This window comes from Cedecea selenatireducens, assembly GCF_042138895.1.
Taxonomy (GTDB): Bacteria; Pseudomonadota; Gammaproteobacteria; order Enterobacterales; family Enterobacteriaceae; genus Cedecea; species Cedecea selenatireducens.
In genome coordinates this window covers 25,685-45,637 of sequence record NZ_JBHIKW010000004.1, presented here as the reverse complement: position 1 = coordinate 45,637, position 19,953 = coordinate 25,685, and the positions used below count along the sequence as shown (strand labels likewise).

The 19,953-nt window shown below is 52.5% G+C and carries 20 protein-coding genes; 10 read left to right on the top strand and 10 right to left on the bottom strand.

Going from position 1 to position 19,953, the window contains the following annotated elements; translation table 11 throughout:
- Positions 1–219 precede the first annotated feature (219 nt).
- Entirely contained in the window at positions 220–2,130 is a 1,911-nt protein-coding gene (locus ACE38U_RS08070) for a hypothetical protein (RefSeq protein WP_375529463.1), read from the bottom strand.
- Between the two features lie 25 nt (positions 2,131–2,155).
- A complete protein-coding gene (locus ACE38U_RS08065; RefSeq protein ID WP_375529462.1) occupies positions 2,156–3,085 on the bottom strand; it encodes a DUF7916 family protein in 930 nt (309 codons plus the stop codon).
- Positions 3,086–3,303: 218 nt separating this feature from the next.
- On the opposite strand from ACE38U_RS08065, the gene ACE38U_RS08060 reads away from it, so the two are divergent.
- Positions 3,304–4,053: a GntR family transcriptional regulator gene (locus ACE38U_RS08060; RefSeq protein ID WP_375529461.1), complete on the top strand. Its 750-nt coding sequence runs from the start codon at positions 3,304–3,306 to the stop codon at positions 4,051–4,053.
- A gap of 43 nt (positions 4,054–4,096) precedes the next feature.
- On the opposite strand, the gene ACE38U_RS08055 is transcribed toward ACE38U_RS08060, so the two are convergent.
- Genes ACE38U_RS08055 through ACE38U_RS08040 form a run of 4 tightly spaced genes read right to left on the bottom strand, consistent with a single transcriptional unit; the run spans position 4,097 to position 7,991 of the window.
- The gene (locus ACE38U_RS08055; RefSeq protein WP_176983294.1) at positions 4,097–4,912 is read right to left on the bottom strand and encodes an ABC transporter permease; all 816 of its coding nucleotides are present in this window, start codon (positions 4,910–4,912) and stop codon (positions 4,097–4,099) included.
- Entirely contained in the window at positions 4,909–5,742 is an 834-nt protein-coding gene (locus ACE38U_RS08050; RefSeq protein ID WP_375529460.1) for an ABC transporter permease, read from the bottom strand. The genes ACE38U_RS08055 and ACE38U_RS08050 overlap by 4 nt, the downstream gene beginning before the upstream one ends.
- 56 nt (positions 5,743–5,798) lie before the next feature.
- Entirely contained in the window at positions 5,799–6,938 is a 1,140-nt protein-coding gene (locus ACE38U_RS08045; RefSeq protein WP_038472157.1) for an ABC transporter substrate-binding protein, read from the bottom strand.
- A gap of 27 nt (positions 6,939–6,965) precedes the next feature.
- Positions 6,966–7,991 carry an ABC transporter ATP-binding protein gene (locus ACE38U_RS08040; RefSeq protein WP_375529459.1) on the bottom strand — a complete coding sequence of 342 codons (1,026 nt, stop codon included), beginning with the start codon at positions 7,989–7,991 and terminating at the stop codon, positions 6,966–6,968.
- Positions 7,992–8,152: 161 nt separating this feature from the next.
- Between ACE38U_RS08040 and ACE38U_RS08035 the strand changes: the two genes are divergently transcribed.
- The 3 genes from ACE38U_RS08035 to ACE38U_RS08025 are packed head-to-tail and all read left to right on the top strand — an operon-like array spanning position 8,153 to position 10,710.
- The gene (locus ACE38U_RS08035; protein ID WP_038472153.1) at positions 8,153–8,923 is read left to right on the top strand and encodes an MBL fold metallo-hydrolase; all 771 of its coding nucleotides are present in this window, start codon (positions 8,153–8,155) and stop codon (positions 8,921–8,923) included.
- A gap of 8 nt (positions 8,924–8,931) precedes the next feature.
- Positions 8,932–9,939 (top strand): LacI family DNA-binding transcriptional regulator, encoded by a 1,008-nt coding sequence (locus tag ACE38U_RS08030; RefSeq protein ID WP_038472151.1) that lies wholly within the window; start codon positions 8,932–8,934, stop codon positions 9,937–9,939.
- A gap of 9 nt (positions 9,940–9,948) precedes the next feature.
- Positions 9,949–10,710 (top strand): inositol monophosphatase family protein, encoded by a 762-nt coding sequence (locus ACE38U_RS08025; protein ID WP_038472149.1) that lies wholly within the window; start codon positions 9,949–9,951, stop codon positions 10,708–10,710.
- A 40-nt stretch (positions 10,711–10,750) separates the two neighbouring features.
- Here ACE38U_RS08025 and ACE38U_RS08020 read toward each other — a convergent pair whose 3' ends face one another.
- Positions 10,751–11,533, bottom strand: a complete 783-nt coding sequence (locus ACE38U_RS08020) for a chitosanase (protein WP_038472147.1) — start codon at positions 11,531–11,533, stop codon at positions 10,751–10,753.
- A gap of 266 nt (positions 11,534–11,799) precedes the next feature.
- Between ACE38U_RS08020 and ACE38U_RS08015 the strand changes: the two genes are divergently transcribed.
- The 5 genes from ACE38U_RS08015 to ACE38U_RS07995 all read left to right on the top strand — a co-directional run bounded on the left by ACE38U_RS08015 (position 11,800) and on the right by ACE38U_RS07995 (position 15,496).
- Entirely contained in the window at positions 11,800–12,402 is a 603-nt protein-coding gene (locus ACE38U_RS08015) for an LbetaH domain-containing protein (protein ID WP_375529458.1), read from the top strand.
- A gap of 107 nt (positions 12,403–12,509) precedes the next feature.
- Complete coding sequence (locus tag ACE38U_RS08010; protein WP_176983290.1) at positions 12,510–13,904, top strand: cytochrome ubiquinol oxidase subunit I; 1,395 nt, start codon at positions 12,510–12,512, stop codon at positions 13,902–13,904.
- Positions 13,904–14,917 carry a cytochrome d ubiquinol oxidase subunit II gene (cydB, locus tag ACE38U_RS08005; RefSeq protein WP_375529457.1) on the top strand — a complete coding sequence of 338 codons (1,014 nt, stop codon included), beginning with the start codon at positions 13,904–13,906 and terminating at the stop codon, positions 14,915–14,917. The genes ACE38U_RS08010 and cydB overlap by 1 nt, the downstream gene beginning before the upstream one ends.
- The gene (locus ACE38U_RS08000; protein ID WP_071842911.1) at positions 14,917–15,039 is read left to right on the top strand and encodes a DUF2474 domain-containing protein; all 123 of its coding nucleotides are present in this window, start codon (positions 14,917–14,919) and stop codon (positions 15,037–15,039) included. The genes cydB and ACE38U_RS08000 overlap by 1 nt, the downstream gene beginning before the upstream one ends.
- A gap of 169 nt (positions 15,040–15,208) precedes the next feature.
- Positions 15,209–15,496 (top strand): hypothetical protein, encoded by a 288-nt coding sequence (locus ACE38U_RS07995; protein WP_038472141.1) that lies wholly within the window; start codon positions 15,209–15,211, stop codon positions 15,494–15,496.
- A 44-nt stretch (positions 15,497–15,540) separates the two neighbouring features.
- Here ACE38U_RS07995 and ACE38U_RS07990 read toward each other — a convergent pair whose 3' ends face one another.
- Both ACE38U_RS07990 and ACE38U_RS07985 read right to left on the bottom strand, forming a co-directional pair.
- Complete coding sequence (locus ACE38U_RS07990) at positions 15,541–16,458, bottom strand: tetratricopeptide repeat protein (protein WP_375529456.1); 918 nt, start codon at positions 16,456–16,458, stop codon at positions 15,541–15,543.
- Positions 16,455–18,683, bottom strand: coding sequence for a glycosyl transferase family protein (locus tag ACE38U_RS07985; protein WP_375529455.1), 2,229 nt, complete (start codon positions 18,681–18,683; stop codon positions 16,455–16,457). The genes ACE38U_RS07990 and ACE38U_RS07985 overlap by 4 nt, the downstream gene beginning before the upstream one ends.
- Before the next feature lie 312 nt (positions 18,684–18,995).
- Between ACE38U_RS07985 and ACE38U_RS07980 the strand changes: the two genes are divergently transcribed.
- Positions 18,996–19,325, top strand: coding sequence for an SMR family transporter (locus ACE38U_RS07980; protein WP_176983286.1), 330 nt, complete (start codon positions 18,996–18,998; stop codon positions 19,323–19,325).
- 40 nt (positions 19,326–19,365) lie between these two features.
- On the opposite strand, the gene ACE38U_RS07975 is transcribed toward ACE38U_RS07980, so the two are convergent.
- Positions 19,366–19,914, bottom strand: a complete 549-nt coding sequence (locus ACE38U_RS07975; RefSeq protein ID WP_038472135.1) for a helix-turn-helix domain-containing protein — start codon at positions 19,912–19,914, stop codon at positions 19,366–19,368.
- Between the last annotated feature and the right edge of the window lie 39 nt (positions 19,915–19,953).

Sequence of the window (19,953 nt, the reverse complement as noted above, 5' to 3'; positions counted from 1 at the left end):
ACGTCAAGTCTATTTTTCGAACAAAAAAAGCGACTTCTCGTCAGAAGTGAAGCTACAAAATGTGATGTTTTAAAAGTGAGCTGTTTCAGGGAAATGCCAAAACAAAAGGATCTATGGAAGATCCTTTACTCGATTTCAAGCTTGCTTTTATTAAAAAACATTGAAATGGGCATTCGATCTGGCTATAACCATTCTGTTACCTCTCAAACATAAATCAGCCTAAAAACCAGTGGTCATATAGTGACCAATTTTTTCATTTAAAGCATTTATATCTTCATAAGATGGAGGAAATATATTTTTAGTCATAAGCCATTTAACTTCTCTAAATAATGGTAACTGTTCAACCTTCTCCTCAGATGACATGCGAAGGAGATTCATCATTTCGGCATTATCACGAAAAAGTTCATTAATCTCATTAGCATTATTAAACACTATTGCAGGAGATGAAGAATTTTTGAAATATATCTCTACAGGAAAATACACTTCTTCCATAGATATATGAGAAACAAGTTGAAAATATAACTTAAGAAAATGTCTGGTAGCTTTCATATCCTGATCAGTGTACATTCCCCTCTCGATACTTCGGAACCTTATCATTTTCTCATCCATATTTAACTTGGAAAACAAAATATCATGAGCCTGTTCAACATAACTTCCGGAAGCGCTAATAGCTTTCATTAATTGTTCTGAATTAGTATCGGTACCATTATGAGTTACGCTATTTCGTTTGATCAGCTCATCAATCTTTCTGCCACTCTCAAGTCGCTCACCTGGATTCATGCGTAATACGTAATCAGAAAATTCAAGATAAAGAATATCTGCAATAGCCTCCTGTTCATTATGATTTTCAATAGGTAAAATTAAAAGATTAGATTTAGCATCTGCTTCTCTGTGCAGGTATACAAATTCTCCACTGGTGCCTGCTCCGGCAGTCGTGATCCCGTCAGCATCGACCAGATAAGCTAAATGCATTGCATTATAGCCGGGAATAGAATTTTTCCCACAAAAAATAAATAACTTATTAATGTAATCCGGATTTTTTATCTCCAACTGATTCAGTATATGCTTTGCTATAATATTTGTTTTTTTATGGGCATAGATGTAAATCACCTTCTCTATATCCTCAGGTGAATTTACATTATGACCTTTTAACACACAGCCATTGGCCACATCATGAGGAGAGTTGTCAGCTGACTTAGCAAACGGGAAGACAACGTCATTAATTATTGACCTCCTATCATTTAGAGTGGACGCTGAATCAATGCCCAGTTCCATTGCAGTTTTCCATGCTTCAATTAGGGTGTTTTTTCCGCCAAGTGCTATGTGTGATATGCTGGCTCCACGGGCATCCAGAACCTTTGCCAGAACAGCATTAGCCAGTACTAAATTTGAGTCTTCATCTGCCTCTTTCAGCAAAATAGCATGATTTTGTTGATCGACTCTGTGCTCATTAGGAATGCCATGTTTATATGCAGCTTTTTGCAACCCAGGATCCATATCCGATAACACTAGTATATTATCTTTATTATGCTCATTAGTGCTGATGATTTTCTCAATTAGAGACGACGCAGATATTCTAGGTAAATCATCAACTCCATCACCCGGAATATAATCTTTAATTTCTTTTTGTTGTTGCAACATCCCCTGCGGAAAATATCGATTAAGAAAATCATTTTTTGCTGTTCTTTTTTTATCACGCAAGGGATGCAATGCAATCCTCTTCAGAATTTCAGGATCGTTAGAGGAGCCTGTTTTTGCATCAAGATACCCATAAACAGGTTTATCCGATTCAGCAATCCTGACTTGAATCCCCGTATCTACGAGTTTATTGGCTAAGTTTTCTAACAGAGAGGGTCTTTGTGCTCCTTCCCAGTGAGGGGGAACATGTAAATATACCTGACTACCTGCTGATAAAGTCCTCTCCTTCAATGCATGTTCAATTATATTCAATGTTCTTGCCGTATGCCCTCCACCAGTAGGTGAGTAGCCTGCAATTAATATTTTACTACCGTCATTGCTCACTCTTTCAATATTATTGAGTAGATCATTTTTAATTTCCACCCTGTTGTTATCGACTGTGCTTTGTTGCGGCAATGAAGATATTCTGTTCGAACAACACTCATTAATCATTTTTATCGTCCTTGCTTAAGGAACATCACCTATTAATTGACCGTGCAATTCTGGCATAGGTATGCCTTACCCCTCGAATCACTATACTGTAGGCAAGAATATTCTCCGGTAATGCTATTCCCATGTAACCCGTATCACCTACATGATGTAAATCGGCACCGGTCATTTTACTCATCAGTGCTATCTGGCGGATTGTTTGGACGTCAGAACCTTCTTGAGAGGTGCCTATCGCGGTCATTGCCAGTACTCCATTAGCATGAGCAGTATCAACCAGCGATGCTACGCGCTGCTGACTCATTCCTGATACCGTTCCCGGCGCAGGAATTAAAACTATATCGGCTCCCTGTGAGGCGAACCAGATAACATCCTCTTCGCTGACAATGCTACTACCGCTTTCTTGCACAACTCCCGCACCGTGCATTTTACCGGTGATAATCACAGCTTCGTCTTTAATTGCATCACGAATGTCTCTGACAGCCACTCCCAGAGCGCGATTACTGACGCCATTATTAGGATTTCCTGTCAATACAAGAATTTTTGCCCCCATATCGACCAACTTACGGGCATTTTCCGCGGTTGCTGCGCGTCCAGGTTTCATTGTCCAGATATCGTCATGAGCGACTGAAAACTCAGGGTCAACGGCTTCAAGATTCACACCAATGACACGGCCTGTCAGACGCTGCAACTCATGAAGCATATCCATAGGTGCGATGTCTGTCGGCATTCCCTGAATCATGGGATTTTCACTGTCGAACATGTTAAGCAGTAAGATGTCTGCCCCCTGTGATGCCGCAAGTTCTGCATTTGTAACATTGTTCAGTAATGGCTGAGTAACGGCGATGGTTTCACTGACCATAACCCGGCCTTCGCTGGCGCGAATGGCATACAAGAATTCATTCTTATCCATTGATGAAAAATCGGAAGCACTGCAATCCAGTAAACGTTTTTTGATCATAACGATATTTCCCTTATAGAACCTTTAATTATACCAATGGTGAACCTATAAAGGACCTTACATTAAAATTACCTGTACCCCGCAGCTCCATTTGGTTATTTTGTGATCTGAGTTTATTTAAAAGTATTGTTCCGTCATTTTTAAGGATGACAATTGCAGCCTGCTGGATCACAATTGGTTCACTCATCATAAACCAGACAGGAAATCCACTAAGTCTGATGAAGACATCTCCAGTACCGGAATTTCACCTTGATAAATCCAGTAGGCTGCCGCTCTATTTGCAGCTAGTTAATTCTATAAAATCTGCAATTACTGAGGCGCGTTTACATGCAGGTGATGTTCTGCCACCGGAACGAGAACTGGCAGAAATGATGGACATTGCGCGTGGAACGGTTCGTAAAGCCTTACTACAGCTGCTTAAAGAAGGTGTTCTTGTGCGCAATCAAGGAGTGGGTACATTTATTGCGCCACATATACGCCAGTCATTACCGCTGCTAGAGAGCTTTAGTGAGATGGCTACGGCCAGCGGAGGCCTGGCGCAAAGTGAACTGGTGGGATACCTGCGGCGACCATGCACACCGGATGAACATAGAATCTTGCAAATGAAACAGGATAGTGGCGAAGTCGTGGAGCTGACCAGAATCAGGAAGATCAACGGTATTACTGTTTCCCTTCAGATTGCAACTTTACCAGCTCAATTTTTGAACAACATCAGTGAGCTTAGTGAGTCTTTGTACTGGCATCTGGAAAGTAAGGGAGCGCCGATATTACGGGCAACCCAGCAATTCAGCGCAGCTGTGACGGACAGTAAACTGGCTCACTACCTGAATACAAATGAGCATGAGCCCGTTTTACTGGTTACGAGAACAGGTTTTACTCATAACGATCGGCCCGTTGAATATACCCAAACCTGGTGCCTTAGCGATTACTGCGATTTTACGATTGAGTTACATCGTAAAAATCCATAAATGCTCCCGCCCATACTGGGTAAATGCCAATATGAGCGGAAGTTCACTTGCCCATCTTCGACAGCATTTCCGGCCGCATAAACTTATGGATGACCAGCATAAACAGCAGCGAAGGCACCAGTAAAATCAATGCGGTAATGGACGACACCTGGTAGTTTCCTGACATGCTGGCGTTATACAGCAGCAGCGGCAACGTGGTGATGTCCGGGGCGCCGACGAAGAAGGTGCCGGTAAATTCATCCAGCGACTCGAGGAACACGAAGATCCCGGCGGCCATGATCCCCGCAGACGCCTGCGGCAGCACGATATGCCAGAAGGTAAACAGCGGCCCGGCACCGAGATTGCGGGAGGCCCGAGCCTGCAGCGGATCGATAGCCGAAAACGCGGCCACGCAGATCCATATCGAATACATCAGGCCATGCACGCTGTGCACGAGCACCACGCCCGCCACGGTGCCGTTCAGCCCCCACTGATAGAAAAGCCGGGCGATGTTCATATATACCGTCAGGTTTGGAAATGCCTGCGGAATCAAAAACAGCAGCATGAACATCACCCGCAGCGGCATTGCCCGGCGGGACAGCGCATAGCCTGCGGGAATAGAAATCAGCAGGCAAACCAGCACCGACAGCACGGCAATAAACACGCTGGTCAACAGCGAGCCGGACACATCGCTGTACGGGCTAAAAACCTGATACCAGTACTTTAATCCCCACTGGCTCGGCAGGGTATGCGGGTAAAACCAGCTTTCCGCCACCGTCCAAATCAGCAGGTTCAGCAGCGGGCCGAACATCGCAAACAGCATAAAGGCCAGCAGCAGCGCCTGCAGCGGCAGACCGAGCCGCCCTTTCAGTAGTCTCATGCCTCACCTCCTTTCTGGCGCAGGCTGTGGCGCAGATAAAACCAGGACAGCGCGCCGCAAATCACTAACGAAATCACGCCCAGCGCGTTAGCCACCGCGTAGTCACTGTAGGAGTTGACGCGGAACGCCATGTCCACGGTCAACATCGTTGGCGTCCCGGTGCCAATCATCAGCGGCACGGACAGAACGGACATCATCACCACCGTAGAAAGCACCAGCGCGACGCCAATGGCCGGCAGCACCTGGGGCAAAATAATGTCGAACAGAATGCGCATGCGCGAAGCCCCTAAATTTCTGGCCGCCAGCACCTGCGAAGGCTCCAGCGCCGCCATCGCCCCGCAAATAAGCAAGGTCGCAAACGCCAGCTGCTTCCAGACAAAGGTAATGATGATCCCCTTCCAGCCGAGCCAGGAAATCGTGTCCAGCGGCTGCACCAGATCGCTGGCAACCAGCATGTTATTCATCAGGCCGTTTTTGGCGAGAAACGTGCGCATCATCTGCGCGGCAACGATAAACGGAATAAACAGCGGCAGCCGGTATAGCACGCCCAGCAGCCGGATAATCAGGCGGCATGAAGACAGCGTAATCACCGCCGAAATCGTAATCGACAGCACAGCCAGCAGCGCAACCGACACCAGCACGATGAAAACCGTAAACAGAATATCGTTCGAGTAAAGCGACAGCACTTTGGCAAAGTGCTGCAGGGTCAGCGCTCCGGCGTCCGAGGTAAAAGCGGCAACCAGTGAAAACCCAAGCGGATAGAGAAACAGCACCACAATCATCAGCGCGGCGGGACTCACCAGCAGCAGATAGTTTAGCGAAACGCGCATAACAAACCTTAGCACTTAAGCGCGGTGCCCAGCCGGAGCCGGGCACCGGATAAAGATTAGTTAGAAACCTGGCTTTCGTACCCTTCTTTGATGTCGTCAAAGTAAGGGGCTATCGGGAAGCTCTTGCCGTAATCGGCGAGCGCTTTCGGGGAGATCTCGGCGAATAGCTTGCTCCAGGTGGCATCGTCCAGCTTCGGCTTGACGTACTGCGCGTCGATGCCCGGATACCAGTTAAACTGCTTCACGATCCCGTCGGCCTGCACTTCCGGGCTGGTTGCCAGCGCGATAAACTCACGCGCCAGTTCGGGCTGCGCTGCTTTAGCTGGCGTAACGTAGTACATCGGCTGCCCCGGCATTCCCGGCGAAAGCAATGCCAGCTTGATGGACGGCGGCAGCTTGCCCTGATCTTTCCAGGTGTAGAACATATCCACCCAGACCGGCCCCATAGCGATCTCACCGCGCGTCAGCATGTCCAGCGTCCCGGCGTTACCCGGCGTAAAGGTCACGTTTTTATTAAACGCTTTCAGCTTCTCAAACGCCTGCGACCAGTTTTTCTCTACGCTCTTGTCATACGGCAAGGCGGATAAACGCCGGGCATCGGTGCCGTAGGCGTAAATCCAGCCGACGACAAAGCTGACGCCGGACATGCCGTTTTTAATGCCGTTGTAGCCGAACGCCTGCGGGTGCTTCGCCGCCCACGCCACCAGCTCGTCGTAAGAGGCCGGCGGCGCTTTCATGGTTTCGCTGTTCCAGGCGATGGCCGTCTGGCTCAGGAACATCGGCATTACATAGCCGTCGACGTTCACGCCCAGCGCGTTTTTGGCGTTGTCCGCCGTGACCATGCTGCCCGTTTTGATCTGCTGACGGTATTTCTCCAGTAGCCCTTTTTCCACCAGTTCACCGCCCGCCTTCTGGTGCACCACGGCCACGTCGATATCCCAGGTTTTCGCCCCGCTCTGCTGCTGTGCGCTCAGTTTTTCGATGATTTTATTCGAGCCTGCGTCCCCCGGCCCGGTGCCGACCACGCGCACTTTTACGCCCGGATGCGCGGCCTCAAACTTCGGCCCCAGCCAGGTTTTAACGTAATCCACCATATTTTGGTCACCCGCGGTGGCCACGTTTAAAACAGTTTCCGCCTGTGCGCCATAACTTAAAAACAGCGCCGTGACGGCGGCAAGTCTGGTTTTAGCAAACATAATTACCCCTCAGAGAAATAGAATGGTTCAAGCCGTATGGGACGAATTAAAAATATGTAGAGCGGACTCGGGCACGTGCAGCCTGACCGCAGAATTCAGCGGTAAATTATCGGTACAATCAGCATGGAAAAGGCGCTCCCGGCAGCGAATTGCGTAACGGTAGTTGTGGCCAATAAAGGCATGTTGCTCAACTACGCCTTCCAGCGTTAATCCACTTTCTGGCGCGTCTTTATTTAAAGATGAGAGTGCAGCGTCTGAACTTCTGAAATAAATAACCTGTTGGTTATCATTTTTTAACGAAGATAACCCCAGGACTGTCATTTCTTCTGCCGTAATATGGTTATCGGCGCCCATAAAGTCGGCGACAAAAGGCGTGGCGGGCTGCTGATAAATTTCTTCCGGGGTCCCCGTTTGTTCTATTTGCCCGTTATTCAGCACCACGATGCGGTCAGCCATGACCAATGCTTCCTGCTGGTCGTGGGTCACAATCACCGAGGTAAAGCCGAGCTTTTTCTGTAGCTGCTTGATTTCATGGCGGACATTTAACCGCACCTTTGCATCAAGGTTAGACAGCGGCTCATCCAGCACCAGCACGTCCGGCTCAATCGCTAACGCCCGTGCCAGCGCCACACGCTGCCGCTGCCCGCCGGAAAGCTCGGTGATTTTCGCTGTGGCAAGGCCGTTAAGATTCACCATCTGCAATAGCTCGAGCACCCTGGCCTGAATAGCGTCTCGTCGCCACTTACGCAGCTTTAAGCCGTAGCCAATATTTTGCTCTACCGTTAAATGCGGCCACAGCGCATAGCTTTGAAAAACCATGGTGATATTGCGCTGTTCCGGTGGGCTTTGGGTTATTTCATTTCCGGCAACTACAATGCGGCCCTCTTTGACGGGAATAAACCCACACAAAGCGTTTAATAATGTCGTCTTTCCACAGCCGGACGGGCCAAGTAAAGCAATCATCTCGCCTTTGTTCACGTCCAGATTAATATCTTTTAGCACCACCTTATCGCCATAATTAATTTTAAGGTGCGCCATTTGCAGGTAGCTCATAACGGTATCCGAAATGTCTGTTTACGTCTTTTTTGCCCTGAATGAACACGTGTTCATTTCGCTGTAAAAAAAATGAAACGCTAGTCAGAGATGATGTGCGCCTACTGTGGCCTGTCTTTGTGACACTTTAATTAACCGCGAAAAATTTTTAGCGAGGGATAATGAAAATCGACGTGCTTGGCTGCGGCAGCGCCTTCTCCCGCTGGCAAAATACTTCCGCACTGCGGGTGATTGACGACGAGAACCGGCAGTGGCTTATCGACTGTGGCCCAACCGTGCCTCGCGCACTATGGCAGCGCGGCGGCAACATCAATGATATCGACGTGCTGTTTTTTACCCATGTGCACCCGGACCACTGCACCGGCTTAACCGCCCTGCTTAATCACTGGAAAAGTTTTGCCCGGCAAAAGCCGCTGGTGATTTACAGCCAGCCGGAACAGCGACAGGTGCTGATGCAGCTGGCGCTGCTCGCCAACTGGCCTGATGCAACGCTCTGTTTCCCGATAGAATGGCGAGACAGCGAAGCAGATTTCCGCTGGCAGAACTGGCACATTCGCACCGCCCCAACCCGCCATGAAATGGCCAATCTTGCCGTGCGCATTGATATCCGTGAACACGGCCTGTTCTACAGCGGCGACGGCAGGCCCACCGAAAGCTCAATCGCGCTGATGGCCGGAGCCGATCTGGCTTTTCAGGAGTGCGCCTCGCTGTCTGAACTTGCCGATGATGCCTCCCACGGTGATTTTCCCGGCTGCCTGAAGCTGTTTAAATCACTGGCGCTGCCGTCTCTGGGGTTGTATCACTGCAACGATGCGATTTTACCCGCGCTGAAGCTGGCCTGCCGTCCCTATGCCGGACTGTTCGTCAGCCATGACGGCCTGCAGTATGACTTCCATCAGCAGCGTTTTTACACTGAGGATTTTTTGCCTTGAGTTCGCCGATGCATAAACAGAGCGTCACCGCCGAAGACGTTGCCCGGCGTGCGGGCGTGTCTCGCGCTGTGGTTTCCCGAGCGCTAAGTAATAACGGCAGCATCTCTCCGGCTACCCGCGAGCGGGTGCTACAGGTAGCCGAAGAGCTTGGCTATCAGGTCAATTTTCTTGCTCAGGGGCTTAACCGCCGACGCAGCCATCTGATTGGCGTTATCGTCTCGCGCATCCACGATCCGTTTCGCAGCAGCCTGCTCGACGGCCTGCTCGGCGAAATTCAGCGTAACGGTTTCCAGGCGCTGGTGACCGAAATCCGCTCGGAGCAGGAGCTGGCGAAAACGCTGCGCCATTTCACCCAGTTTCGCGTCTCCGGCGTGATTGTCACCTCAGGCAAACCGCCCGAATCGCTGGTGAACGAATGCGTCCAGCAGCAGATCCCGGTGGTCGGCATCAACCGCCAGCCGGATATTCCCGGCGTGGATTATGTTTGCTCCGATAACGCCGCGGGCGCGGTGCTCGCCGCCGAACAGCTGGTCAACAGCGGCTGCCGGCGCTTTGGCTGGCTCAACAATAACCAGTCGACCTGGGCCGGTAGAATGCGCGGCGAGGCTTTCCTTCTCGCCCTGAGCGAACGCGGTGTAGACGTCGATAAAAGCCTCGTGACGCTGCTTTCCTCTGAAGAAGGTTACGAAGGTGGCTGGCAGGCAGCGGCTGAACTCGAACAGATCCCACAGGGCATTTTCTGCGCCAATGCCCAGCTGGCCTGTGGCTTTCTCGACGGCATGCGCCAGCGCGGCAAAAACGCCCCGCAGGATTTCCAGCTTATTGGCTTCGACAATACGCCGCAGACGGCGCAGTACAGCTACCGCCTCACCACCCTTAATCAGGACGTGGCAGAGATCTCACGCCTGGCGCTGATGCATCTGCTGGAGCGCGCTCGCACCCCTTCGCAACCTTCACGCACTAGTTGGGTGAAGGTTGATTTGATCCATCGGCACACGTCGCTTTCCCTTACCTAAGAGCAAAACATGACAGAACAACAGCAGCAGGCGTTATGCACGTTAATCCGCGAAGCCGGCGCCCGCGCCCAGGCGCTGCGCGATGCAGGTTTGAAAGTTGAGAAAAAAGGTCGTCAGGATTTCGTCTCACAGGCGGACGTTCTGGTTGAACAAGAGATTAAAAGCTGGCTGAAGGTCCATTGCCCGCAGGACGGTTTCCTCGGTGAAGAAAGCGGCCTTGTTGAGGGTGAGCGCGGCGTCTGGGTGCTTGACCCGGTTGACGGCACCACTAACTTTATTCTTGGCATGGACTATTGGTGCATTTCCCTCGCTTACGTCAGGCAAAGCGTGATTGAGCTGGGGATTATTTATGCGCCCGACCGCGATGAGTTCTTTTTTGCCCGGCACGGTGCGGGAGCCTTTCTTAATAACAGGCCGTTAAAGCTTCACGATCCGTCTCCGGAAAGCGTGGTCATTGGCCTGGGCCGCTCAAGCCGTGCGCCGGTTCCTCTTTATGCCCGCACCATCGAAGATGTGCTCAATGACGGCATGGAGTACCGCCGTTTCGGCGCGGGCGCATTGATGCTGGCGCACGTTGCCGCGGGCCAGGTTCACGCCTACTACGAAGAACATATGAACAGCTGGGATGCGCTGGCCGGGCTGCTGCTGATAACCGAAGCCGGCGGCACCAGCAACGCATTTCTCGCCGACGGCGGCCTGTTGAAAGGTAATCTGGTACTGGCAGGCTGCACCAGCGTGCAGGAAAGGTTAATGGTGCTGCTGGAAGCTTAAACCGTAAGACCCGTAGCCTGAAGCTGCGGGTTTTCTACCGTTAGCGCTCGATGACAAAATCTTCATCATTGGTTCGCCAGCGCAGAGGTGGCGACAGGCTGTAGTGACCTTCCTTGAGAAAACGGCGCTGCTCAAGCTCAACCCGCGACGTCTCTTCGTGAGCCTTTTCTTCCCGCATGATCTTCACTCGCGCATCTAAAAACGCATTCAGCCAGGCTTTCTCACTGCCGCCCTGTGCGGGCGTTTTGGCGACTGCATTGGCCGCCGCACGAATGCCGCCAAACGTCACTCGCTGGCTACCCGGCCCATGCATGACCAGCGCATCGTAGTAAATAAATTGCCCCAGCGTGCTCAGCCCATCTTTTTTCGCTTGCTCAACCGCAGGCTTCAAATACTGTTCAGTGAGGATCTGATCCTGCGACGCTCTAAACGCGGGATCTTGTGCAGCCTGTTTCCAGGCATCCACAAAATCAGGGTCAAGCCCGGTATGGGCGCTATCGCCTTCTGCCGCGAGTGCTTTCAGTGCGGGCAGATAATCAGAGAGCGGGTTTCCCGCCCGCATCGACGTATAGCGTGCCACAACGTCCAGCATATCTCCGTTAGCGGAGGTAAACCCGATAAGTCCGGCGGTATAACCGCGATCGTCGTCGATATCCTCTATATAGGCATACTGTTTTCGCCAGTCGAGCGAGGAGTTTTCCGCGCTGGAAACGAGCTGCATAGCAATCTCTCTTTTTGCGGGAGAAAGCAGATCCTCGGCGGATGCCTGAGACGCCAGGCTAAGGCCGACCAGTAAAAATACGCTAAACCTGGGTGACAACATCGTTTTCTCCGGAAAAGAACGCTCACGATATAGACCCGTGCGTTTAAGGTTGGTTCTCGGGAAAACGGTTATCTTTTCAAAGTGCTGGCTTATGTTTTTCGTCAATTCATAGTGTTAGATCATCGTTATCTCAGCGATAGCGTTGATTTCTTCGCTGGCGCATTTAGTGACAGAACTCACCTGTTACTCATAAAACACATGAATTCCACGCATAAAATCAATTACCATAGCCATATTATGTTCTTACAACATGCCGTAATTATTTAGTGAAACTCTTACATATCATTTTTTTTCTTCTTTCAAAAAAGAGCGGTCAACTGAAAGCATTCTGGCGGGCGGAAATCTCCTCCAACGGTAGAATTAACCCTTTTCGCCTGCACATCGCCCACAAATGCCGCGACAGGCACTTTCTCCTGTGGTGGCGCTTAGCCAACCAGATGACGCTGGTTGGCAGCAAACGCCAAAGGAAAACGGCGAAAAAAATAGGCTGGGCACTGCAGATGAAATACGCCTCGGACATTGGGCTGACTGCCAGTATTGGTATTAAACCGACCTTCATGCATCTAACTGGCGTAGTCATTTCTGGACGGGCGGTCATTGGCGACCATGCGGTAATTCACCAAAATGTGACCATTGGTGTAAAAGATGGCCTATCTAAAGCCGTGGCAAACATTGGCCACCATGCTGTTATAGGTGCAGGCGTTTGCATTCTTGGTGGGGTTAAAATTGGTCATCATGTCAACATTGGCGCGATGTCCCTGGTACTGACTGACATCCCGGACAACTCAACCTACGTTTGTAAAGTGCTGCCCATAGTCCTACAAAATAGAAATAGCCCCACTCTTAGCTGCGCTATGCCAGACGCATAAAGCCCCTCAGGCCAACTGTTATCCCTTTTTCCTGCCAGTCTGTTTCTACACCCCAGACGTGGCGCGGCCTACAATCGAGCCGAATAATTTGCTATGCGGAGTTCTGCATGTTCGGTTTAGACGCTTTTCACCTGGCGAGGATTCAGTTTGCTTTCACTGTCTCCTTCCACATTATTTTTCCCGCCATCACTATCGGGCTTGCCAGCTACCTCGCGGTACTTGAGGGGCTCTGGTTAAAGTCCAAAAACCCGGTTTACCGCTCGCTATATCACTTCTGGTCGAAGATTTTTGCCGTCAACTTTGGCATGGGCGTGGTCTCCGGGCTGGTCATGGCCTACCAGTTCGGCACCAACTGGAGTGGGTTTTCCCAGTTTGCCGGCAGCATCACCGGCCCGCTGCTGACCTACGAAGTGCTGACGGCCTTCTTCCTTGAGGCCGGTTTCCTTGGCGTGATGCTGTTCGGCTGGAGCCGTGTTGGCCCAGGCCTGCACTTTTTTGCCACCTGCATGGTGGCGCTGGGCACTATTATTTCCACCTTCTGGATCCTCGCCTCCAACAGCTGGATGCAAACCCCGCAGGGCTTTGAGATCCACAACGGCCAGGTGGTGCCGGTGGACTGGCTGGCGGTGGTGTTTAATCCTTCCTTCCCCTATCGCCTGCTGCATATGTCGGTCGCGGCGTTTCTCAGCAGCGCCTTCTTCGTCGGGGCATCTGCCGCCTGGCATCTGCTTCGTGGCAACGGTACGCCGGCCATTCGCACCATGTTTTCAATGGCGCTGTGGATGGCGGTTATCGTCGCCCCAATCCAGGCGATGATCGGCGACATGCACGGCCTGAACACGCTGAAGCATCAGCCGGCCAAAATTGCCGCCATTGAAGGGCACTGGGAAAATCGCCCCGGTGAGCCGACGCCGCTGCTGCTGTTTGGCCTGCCGGACATGGAGCAGGAACGCACCCGCTTTGGCCTGGAAATCCCGGCGTTGGGCAGCCTTATCCTCACCCACAGCCTGGATAAACAGGTCCCTGCGCTAAAAGAGTTTCCGAAAGAGGACCGCCCTAATTCGCCGATTGTTTTTTGGTCGTTCCGCGTGATGGCTGGATTAGGGATGCTAATGATCCTGCTCGGCGTCGCCAGCCTGTGGCTGCGCTACCGTGATCGACTGTTCGACAGCCGCCCGTTCCTGCATTTTGCGCTGTGGATGGGGCCGTCGGGGCTGATTGCCATTCTCGCCGGATGGATAACGACGGAGGTGGGCCGCCAGCCGTGGGTGGTCTACGGCCTGCTGCGCACCAAAGACGCCGTTTCTGCGCACGGCACGCTGCAAATGAGCATCAGCCTTGCCGCCTTTTTCGTGGTGTATATGTCGGTGTTCGGCGTCGGCTACGGCTACATGGTCAGGCTTATCAAAAAAGGCCCGCAGCCGTTTGACGACCATCCCGCCGAAGGAACCCCGTCCCGCCCGCTTTCTGCGGTCACCGAATCGCTTGAGGAGCCGCGCTAATGGGCATCGATTTATCCGTTATTTGGTTTGTGATTATCGTCTTCGCCACCCTGATGTATATCGTGATGGACGGTTTTGATCTGGGCATTGGCATCCTGTTTCCGTTTATCCGCAGCGGGGAGGACCGCGACGTGATGGTCAACAGCGTAGCCCCGGTCTGGGACGGGAACGAAACCTGGCTGGTACTGGGCGGTGCCGGGCTGTTTGGCGCTTTCCCGCTGGCTTACGCGGTGATCGTCGACGCGCTCACGATCCCCCTGACGCTGATGCTGATCGGGCTGATTTTTCGCGGCGTGGCATTTGAATTCCGCTTCAAAGCCACGCCCGCGCATCGTCCCTTCTGGGATAAAGCTTTTCTGGGCGGCTCGATTCTGGCCACGTTCTGCCAGGGCATTGCCGTTGGCGCGGTCATTTCTGGTTTCTCAGTGACCGGTCGCCAGTTTTCCGGCAGCCAACTCGACTGGCTCACGCCGTTCAACCTGTTCTGCGGCCTGGGGCTGGTGATTGCCTACGCCCTGCTGGGCGCTACCTGGCTGGTGATGAAAAGCGAAGCTCCGCTGCAGAAAAGGATGCGGACTCTCACCCCAGCGTTGCTGCTGGCACTTTTGGTGGTGATAGCGGTGATTAGCGTCTGGACGCCGCTGCGCCATCCGAACATTGCCGAACGCTGGTTCAGCCTGCCAAACCTGCTGTTCCTGTTGCCCGTACCGCTGCTGGTAGTGCTGTGCAGCCTGTGGCTTTGGCGCAGCGTCCGCACGGCGAACAGCCTTCACGCCACGCCGTTTGTGCTGACGCTGGGGCTGATTTTCCTGGGCTTTAGCGGGCTGGGCATCAGCATCTGGCCAAACATTATCCCGCCCGGCATCACGCTGTGGCAGGCCGCCGCGCCGCCGCAAAGCCAGGGCTTTATGCTGGTTGGGGCGCTGTTTATTATTCCGATAATCCTGGTTTACACCTTCTGGAGCTACTACGTGTTTCGCGGGAAGGTGCAGCATGGCGAGGGCTACCATTGATGAAACAGGCGGCTAAAAGAGTGATGTGGTTGGTTATTTTATGGAGCGCCAGCGTATTAGCCCTGGCGGCCGTAGGCATGGGGTTCCGCCTGCTGATGACCGCCGCAGGATTTAAATCTTAATTTACTGAGCCAATAAGCGGAGAGGATAAAACAGGCTTACCCTCTCCAGTTTTGATTGATCCGTAAAAGGTGACGAAGTTGATTTTCCTTAAAACTGTGCTAATTCTTTAATGCGTTAATGAGGAAAAACAGTTAACTATTTCAATGAAACATTCAGAGGATGACCAAGATGAAATATCTGCTACCTGCCCTGGCTTTAACGCTGTTAGTTTCGTCACCTGTTTTTGCGGCAAAACAAATTACTCATGAACAATCACCTGGTTATACCAAAATTGGCGATCTTTCCCTGACTCAGGACGGCACGCCGACCGTCGGGCATAAGGATTTATCTAAAGAGGTAAATCAAAAATGCGAAGAGTCCAACGTGAAGCCTGCCGACTGCTTTTATGTGATTGTCGCCGCCACGGGTGACGAATCTAATCATAAAAATGTCAATATTGAAGTCTTCAAGAAATAAATAACCAGACGGCCCTTAATAAAGGGCCATTTTTATTATGCTGGTTACTTCTGCCACCCTCCAGAATAATGCTCTGCCGCTTTCATACCACCCCAGGTGACCATTAAATATCGCCAGTTATGCTTTTCACTGTCGGCGGTGAACTGAGGATGATGGCTGGCCAGATAAGCCTTCAGTGCGGGATATTTTTTTCTTTCAGCCAGAGACTGGGCGTAGGCCAGCTGCATACCTGGCGTATTCATCACGCCCTGCTGCTGCAGATCAAGAATGCGACGGTCGCGCTCAAGGTGTAGCAAAATAGCGAACCACTGCTGGTACTGCTCCTCGCCCAACGTTACCAGCCGATCGTGGAGGGCAAAGCCGCGATCGGCCATGTGCCACTTCTGCAAAGCGATAGCGCTCTGGGTCAAATCATTGATCAACATCTGCCCTTCGGCCGATACGCGAAACGCTTCGTCATTCAGCTGCATCAGCGCGATATCCAGCTCCCCCAGCCTGACGGCATACTCTCCTACTTCAGCCCGGCAGACGACCGACGGGGAAGCGCCGCATTCCTCATGAAGCGCAACAAGCTCCTTTCGGCTGGTTATTTTTTTAGCCGGCCGTGGGATAGCGTCGAGCGCCTGACGAATCGGCACATTGCCCGGCGTTTGACGAAGCTGCTGGCTCAGCAGCGCAATCGCTTTGTCGTCGTGTCGAAAATGTCGATAGGCCCCGGCAAGCCAGAGCGTCAGGCGGATGCTCTCCGGAGCCAGCTCGTGGGCATGCTGAAAACTGTGAATAGCCCGCTGTTCATTATTGGAGGAAAGCGCTTTTTGCGCCCGCGTGATGTGCGGATAAACCTTAAAGTAGCGGTAATCGCTTAACCCGAGATCTTGTCTTGACCCTTCGGTTACGGCCTGTGCATAGCCAACGATAAGCAGGCTAAAGGCTAAGCACAGCGTTTTTAGGCGAAGCTTCACGTTAATTCTCCAATAAGGCTGGAGATCTGCAGACTGCTCAGCCCGGCGTTGTGCATCAGCCTGTTCAGCGAAGGCTGCAGCTTTTTTTGCTGTTTCAGTGCATGATCGACCACCCGCTGGCTGACCACGCCTTCCTGCACCAGGAATTCTCCAAACTGCATCTCACTGCGCTCATGGCGCAGCAGCACCGCTTTCAGCACCGCGTCATCCAGATAACTTTCGGTTATCAGCACTTCAGCAAACAGAATTTGCCCGGAAACATATTCATGCCACAGCGCTTCGGCCCGCTGCGGGGTCAACATTCCTGCCGCCGCCGCGCGGGAAAGCAAAGCAAACTGCTCGTTGTTTTGCGGGTCGCCGTACCAGTGCCGGAGCCCAACCACAACCTCACCTCGCGGGACGATAACGTAGCGCACCGGCCGTCCAGCCTTACGCGCCAGCGCCGCCAGTGAAACGGGATCCAGAGGGCTCTCACTAGCAAGCACCAGCCTGTCAGGCTCTTCGCGCAGCGGCAGCACGGCGTAGTGTCGGGCTACCCCAGAAGGCAGCCCGGCAATAAGTCGCTTATCGAGGCAACGGCTGTCCATGCGCACCATCGGCACTCCCGCCTGTTCGGCCAGCGCCTCGGCAAGCTGCAGGGTATTGATGACGCCACTCTTCACCAGGCTGCCGCCGAGCTTTAGCCCTGGGATGCGCTGCTGGATGGCTTCATCAAGCTGCGTCTGGCTAATCATTCCCCGCGCCACCAGAATCTCGCCCAGCGGACGCAGGGCTGCATTCCGGGTGACCACGCGAGGGAAGTCATGGGTTGTTTTATCCCACGCCACGCGGCGCGGATCGCCGTGCTGAATCACCAACCGAATGGCCCGGCAGTTAGCCGCAAAATTGATAAGACAACCCCAGAACAGGCGCGGCACGCACATCAGTCCCTGCCACAGCCCGTAATACCCGCTGACAAAAATAATCCTCTGCACAACGCGATTAGCTAACAGGCAGACGTTGGCCCACAGCAGCACGGTGAACCACTCGTCGCAGCAGAATATCGACATAAACTGCCAGGCGTCATCCACGGTATGCTGATAAACCCACAGCGACCCGAGTTGCATCGCTACCAGCATGGCGCCAAAAGCAAGAAAGTTGGCAATGCCGCCCTTTCTGTCGCGCCACAGGAAATAGTTCAGCGTCCGACTCGTACTCCAGCGTTGCGTTTTGAAACCCTGAAAAACAATGCCGATTATCCAGCGTGACTTCTGCCGTACCGCCGCGCCAAAGGTATCCGGAAAATATTTGCGCACGGAAAGCACGGTAGAGGTACGTCGACGCTGGCCGAACGGTTTGCCGGACAGTTCTGCACCGTCCACTACCGGAAAGCGACAGAAAATCTCGGTCATGCCCTTTTGACGCAGGCGAAAACCGATGTCGTATTCCTCGGTCAGGCTTTGCACGTCAAAGGCTATGCCGTCCCCGTCTGCCAGCAGCGCGAGCACGGCCCTGCGGCTGAAACAGGTTCCCACGCCTGCGCTGGGGACCTGGCCCGCCAGCGCCTCACGAACCGGCACATCTTTACCGTGCAGCTCGGAGAACTCGTCCAGATAGCTCAAGCTGGTAAAGTGTGTCCAGCCGCGCTCAAGCGGGTAGACAGGAAGTTGAATCAGATCTTTACGGCCAACCAGATAGTTGAAAAGCCGAAGCTCCAGCGGTGAAATAACGTCTTCGGCATCGTGCAGAATAAAGCCTGAGAAGGAAAAACGGGCGCTGCGTTCAAACTGCAAAATAGCATCGAGGATGTTATTCAGACAGTCAGCTTTGCTGGTTGGGCCTGGGCGCGCGCAAACCACCTTATGCACGTTGGGATAACGCGCACACACCTCATCCACGTCGCGCTGGGTATTCGGGTCGTTTGGATAGGTGCCAATAAAAATATGATAGTTTTCGTAATCGATCGAGGCGGCCGCAAGACTCACCATTTTGCCTATTACGCCGTTTTCATTCCAGGCCGGCACCATTATTGCAAGCGGCTTTTCCGCAGGCTGATAAAGCGCCTTGTAACCTAAATGTGGGTGACGGCGGTACACGGTACAGGCGCGCCAGACGCGACGAAACCAGTACACAGCATCAATAAACAGATCGTCTATTCCACTGATAAACATCAAAATAGCCAACCCAATCGCGATTACTTTTACGCCATACAGATAGCCTGAGAAGTAATCTACCCACCAATCCATGCCTCACCCCAGGGGTTAATTATCATTCATGGCGCCGCTCACTTTCCGCCGCTACCGTCGATGTTACCGGTATCATAGGCGAACAGAATATTCCTATAAAGCGTAATATTTTATTTATTTATGATTTAAACCATAAATAAACTGGCACTTAACCTTTTAACCAGCATAACACTCGACATTTAACAAATTAAACAGCCCATAAACACAGCGGGAGTATCTATAAACCTTTTCGTTTTCCTGTCTTTCGAAAAAATCGGCGCCAGGTCAAAATAGCGCTCCGCAACCGCCGTTCACCACTGGATACAACCGAACATGACCTACAGCTGGCTTATTCTCGCAATCGTTGCCGAAGTGATTGCTACCACCGCTTTAAAACTTTCCGATGGTTTCAGCCGACTGTGGCCCAGCGTCGTCACCGTCCTGTTCTATGCGGTCGCTTTTTATGCGCTGTCGATAACCATGCGCACTATCCCAACCGGGATCATTTACGCCATCTGGTCCGGCGCGGGGATCGTGTTAATCGGCATGATTGGCTGGCTTTTCCTCGGGCAAAAGCTCGACTGGCCTGCGCTGGCGGGCATGGCGCTGATTATTCTTGGCGTGCTGGTGATTAACCTCTTCTCCAAATCCGTGGCCCATTAATGAAAACGGGCTGTCCTAAAGAGGCAGCCCGCGTCCGACGTTAATTCTGCTCCGCCACCATGATGGCCATCGTGTCCGGCTCCAGCGCGCGAAAAATATGCGGCTGGTCCGCCGGGTAACAAATATAGTCGCCAACCGCCAGCTCTTCTGCCGACTCGGTCAGGCCGACCAGCGCCCGCCCCTGCGTCACAATCATATGCTCCACCGAGCCCGGCGGATGCGGCTCCGAAAGCCTCGGTGTGCCCGGCTGCGCTTCAACCAGATAGATATCCCGACGCACGCCCGGCGGGCAGCTTGCCAGTAAAATAGCCACATAGTTGGCCTGCTCGGCGGAAATGCGGCTGCCTTCTCCCCGGCGAATAATCTGCGTTCTGGCGCTTTGTGGCTCCAGCAGCGTGGCAAAGGGAATATTCAGCGCCACGCACAGCGCCCATAGCGTCTCCAGGCTAGGATTACCGTTTCCCGCTTCCAGCTGCGAGAGCGTGGATTTTGCAATACCGGCCCTGCGGGCCACTTCCGCCAGCGACAGCCCTGCGCGCCCGCGCTCCCGTGCCAGGCTTCTGGCTATAGTGTCTATTGGCTGAGTCATTAAACTCCCCACTGTTCGATAAAATGAACGATTCGTTCG